Origin of the sequence: Paraburkholderia sediminicola, from assembly GCF_902859805.1 — a bacterium.
Taxonomy (GTDB): Bacteria; Pseudomonadota; Gammaproteobacteria; order Burkholderiales; family Burkholderiaceae; genus Paraburkholderia; species Paraburkholderia sediminicola.
The window spans coordinates 1-1,033 of the sequence record NZ_CADIKC010000036.1; the positions used below are offsets into that span (position 1 = coordinate 1).

Consider the following 1,033-nt stretch of genomic DNA (forward strand, 5'->3'; position numbering starts at 1 on the left):
GGCGGTTTCAAAATACAAGTGCAACAGCCTCAGTTAGGATGCGTTGCATGGGAAAAATATACGAACATCTGAGCGCCGAAGAGCGCGGCGTGATCTTTGCGATGAAGATGGAGAACCGCAAATCAAGCGAGATTGCGCTCGCTTTGCAGCGCTCGCGCAGCACGATCAGTCGGGAGTTGAGGCGCAACAACTGGAAGCCGAAGCACGAGCGTAGCGTGCTGGGCAGGCCCCCGGTTGCGGGTGGATACAATGCAACATCGGCCGGGCGCAGGGCAGCACAGCTTCGCCACAAGCCGCGTCGCGAGCGCAAGCTCCAGCCTGAAGGCGCCCTGTGGGCTGAAGTGCGTCAGCATCTGGACGAGTGTCACTCTCCCGAGCAGATTTCTGCCGAGCTCAAACGTACCCATCCAGACGAACCCGCCTTGAACGCCTCACATGAAACCATCTACCACGCCATCTACGCCATGCCACGCGGCGAGCTCAAGCGCGAGCTGGTGAGCCTGTTAAGACAGGGGCGCAGTACGCGCAAGCCGCGCACGCGAGGCGAGGACCGGCGCGGCAAGCTGGTCGATATGGCAAGCATCCACATCCGGCCTCCAGAGGCCAATGCGCGGCTGATAGCCGGGCATTGGGAAGGCGATCTGATCAAGGGGGCGGGCAACCGTTCGGCAGTGGGCACACTGATCGATCGCAGCACGCTGTTCGTGATGCTGGTGAAGATGGAAGATAGCACCGCAGAAGCCGCGCTGAAGGCGTACAGCGCGGCGTTTGCGCCGCTGGATCCGGAGCTGCTGAAGACGCTGACTTACGATCAGGGCAAGGAAATGGCGCTACACAGGAAGCTGGCCGAGACAACCGGTATCAAGGTGTATTTCTGTGATCCGCATAGCCCCTGGCAACGCGGTATCTGCGAGAACACCAATGGGTTGCTGCGCCAGTTTTTGCCCAAAGGAGCAGACCTGTCGAAGTTCTCGCAGCGCCAGCTTGATGCGATCGCGCTGAACCTGAATCGGCGACCTCGAAAAACGCTGGG

The 1,033-nt window shown here is 60.3% G+C and carries 1 protein-coding gene; it reads left to right on the top strand.

The window, feature by feature from the left end:
* Positions 1 to 47 precede the first annotated feature (47 nt).
* Positions 48 to 1,033: IS30 family transposase (locus R8871_RS38310; RefSeq protein ID WP_175055083.1), on the top strand; the 986-nt coding region annotated here is incomplete at its 3' end.